Origin of the sequence: Streptomyces sp. WELS2, from assembly GCF_013870595.1 — a bacterium.
Classification (GTDB): Bacteria; Actinomycetota; Actinomycetes; order Streptomycetales; family Streptomycetaceae; genus Streptomyces.
Genome location: NZ_JACBWZ010000832.1, coordinates 1 through 2,655, shown reverse-complemented (window position 1 = coordinate 2,655; position 2,655 = coordinate 1). Strand labels below are relative to the sequence as shown.

The 2,655-nt window shown below is 70.0% G+C and carries 2 protein-coding genes and 1 pseudogene; 2 read left to right on the top strand and 1 reads right to left on the bottom strand.

The genetic code is table 11. The features are described from left to right. Positions 1-16: 16 nt before the first annotated feature. Positions 17-610, bottom strand: a complete 594-nt coding sequence (locus H5J33_RS30505; protein WP_181798008.1) for an N-acetylmuramoyl-L-alanine amidase — start codon at positions 608-610, stop codon at positions 17-19. A 293-nt stretch (positions 611-903) separates the two neighbouring features. On the opposite strand from H5J33_RS30505, the gene H5J33_RS30500 reads away from it, so the two are divergent. Together H5J33_RS30500 and H5J33_RS37915 are read left to right on the top strand one after the other, a co-directional pair. Beyond that, positions 904-2,310, top strand: coding sequence for a family 2B encapsulin nanocompartment shell protein (locus H5J33_RS30500; protein WP_181798007.1), 1,407 nt, complete (start codon positions 904-906; stop codon positions 2,308-2,310). A gap of 112 nt (positions 2,311-2,422) precedes the next feature. Continuing rightward, a pseudogene (locus tag H5J33_RS37915) lies at positions 2,423-2,655 on the top strand (polyprenyl synthetase family protein); the annotation flags it as partial.

Genomic DNA, 2,655 nt, shown 5'->3' with positions numbered 1-2,655 from the left:
CGGCGTGCCGTGGCGCTCAGTCCTTCAGCCTGTCCCGCACCCGCTCCCTCAGGGAGCGCATGGAGAAACCCCGCGGATCCACCTTCCCCGGCTGCCACTCCAGGTGGCCGATGACCGACCGCTCCGTCCAGCCGTGACGGCGGCACAGGGCCGCGGCGGCCCGGACGATCGCCTCCAGCTGCTCCTCCGGCCACGGGTCCTCCCCGTCGCCGAGGTTCTCGCACTCGAAGCCGTAGAAGTGCCGGTTGCCGTCGGTGTTCGCCTCGTTGTCCGGTGGCAGCCCCTTCTCGGCGATCACCGCCCGCAGCACCTCGTCGTCGCCGAGCCCGGCGTGGTTGGCGCGGCCGTAGCCGACCAGGTGGACCCTGCCGTCCTTGGTGATCACGCCGTGGCACAGCGGGCCCGGCAGGTCCGGGTAGCCGTCGCGGCACAGGTCCACCGTCCGCTCGGCGCCCCGGGTCACCGTGTGGTGGATCATCACACCGTGGACGGGTCCCCAGGGGCCCTTGTGATTGCGGTTGTGGTCCTGCCAGTCGCCGACCTCGACGACCGTGACGCCCTCGGCCCGGAGCGCGTCCAGGAATTCGCTCGCCGACATGGGTGGGGCCATGCCCGACTCCTTCGTACCGTGCCCGCCCGGCCACGGAACCGGCCGGACGTCCTGCCTGCTTCTACCGAAACCGGACGTCGCGGAACACATCGTTCGTACGGTGTGCGAGCCGATCCGGACAGGGCCGCTGCCGTATCCGACTGGACGAAGTTCCTCTCTCTGCCCAGTAATCCGATGATCCATTCCCGCTCTTTCGGGTAATGGCGCGTGCACACCGCGTGCTGGGAGGCTCGGACGTGAGACCGGTGCCCGGTGCACTGCGGCACCGGGCATACATGGGAGGGCGTTTCTTTATGTCGGTAGGCGAAGAGGTCCGTACCGATCAGAACAGGCCGCAGCAGTCCCTCGGGACGGCGGCGGCCCGCAACTTGGCCACCACCACCAAGTCCGTTCCGCAGATGCAGGAGATCAGCTCCCGCTGGCTGCTGCGCACGCTTCCCTGGATCGACGTCCAGGGCGGCACCTACCGGGTGAACCGACGGCTGACCTACGCCGTCGGCGACGGCCGCATCACCTTTGTGAAGACCGGTGACCAGGTGGAGGTCATCCCGAACGAACTGGGCGAACTGCCGGCCCTGCGGTCGTACGCGGACGAGGAGGTGCTGGCGGAACTGGCCCGGCGCTGCCGCCAGCGCGAGGTCGCCCCCGGCGAGGTGATCGCCGACTTCGGCCACCGGACCGACGAGGTGTACCTGCTCGCCCACGGCCGGGTGGAGAAGATCGGCACGGGTCCCTACGGAGACGACGCCGTCCTCGGGGTCCTGGCCGACGGCGCCTACTTCGGCGACCAGGCACTCCTCGACCCGGAGGCGATCTGGGAGTACACCGTCCGCGCGGACACCGCGACCACGGTGCTGGTGCTCAGCCGGCAGGACTTCCAGCAGGTCGCCGAGCGCTCGGACTCGCTGCGCGCCCACCTGGAGCGGCTGCGCTCGATCCCCCGGCAGCGGACCAACAAGTACGGCGAGAAGGCGGTCGAGCTGGCGGCCGGCCACTCCGGCGAGCCCGACATCCCGCACACCTTCGTGGACTACGAGCCGCGGCCCCGCGAGTACGAGCTGAGCATCGCCCAGACCGTCCTGCGCATCCACACGCGCGTGGCCGACCTCTACAACCAGCCGATGAACCAGACCGAGCAGCAACTTCGGCTCACGGTCGAGGCACTGAAGGAGCGTCAGGAGCACGAGCTGGTCAACAACCCCGAGTTCGGCCTGCTCAGCAACTGCGAGTACGACCAGCGGATCCAGCCGCACGACGGCGTGCCGAGCCCGGATGACATGGACGAGCTGCTCAGCCGCCGCCGGGGCACCAAGCTCTTCCTGGCCCATCCGCGCGCGATCGCCGCGTTCGGCCGCGAGCTGAACAAGCGTGGCCTGGTCCCGGAGACCATCGACATCGGCGGCAACCGCATCCCCACCTGGCGCGGGGTGCCGATCTACCCCTGCAACAAGATCCCGGTCAGCGAGGCCCGTACGACCTCCATCATCGCCATGCGTACCGGCGAGTCCGAGCAGGGCGTCATCGGTCTGCGGCAGTCCGGCATCCCGGACGAGATCGAGCCGAGCCTGTCCGTGAGGTTCATGGGCATCAACGAGCAGGCCATCATCAAATACCTGGTGACGGCCTACTACTCGGCCGCCGTGCTGGTGCCCGACGCGCTCGGTGTCCTGGAGAACGTCGAGATCGGCCGGTGGAGGTGACGTTTCCGCACGTAGTGGCCGTGTTCCCGGCCGCCGGGAGGGGTAGGCCCTCCGGGAAAGCGTCCGGGCGGCCCGGTGGCACCGGCTCGCGCGGACCTGGCGAGGGGGAGGCATGGCCGAGTACATGACGGAGACCGACGAGCGTTCCCCCGCCGCGCCGCATTACGGCACGGCGGGGCAGCTCCGGGAGACCACCGGGACCGCCACCGGCCCGCTCGACGGGCAGGAGGCCCTGGCGCAGCTGGAGCGCACCCGGACCCTGGTCTACCCGGAGCTGCGGGCGGCCGTGGAGTCGCTGCCCGGCGCCATGCGCCGGATCGGGCTCTACCACTTCGGCTGGCAGCA

What these genes read in the sequence shown, in the direction of transcription:
- H5J33_RS30505 (WP_181798008.1), bottom strand. Translation starts at nt 610, where the DNA reads ATGGCCCCACCCATGTCGGCGAGCGAATTCCTGGACGCGCTCCGGGCC.
- H5J33_RS30500 (WP_181798007.1), top strand. Translation starts at nt 904, where the DNA reads ATGTCGGTAGGCGAAGAGGTCCGTACCGATCAGAACAGGCCGCAGCAG.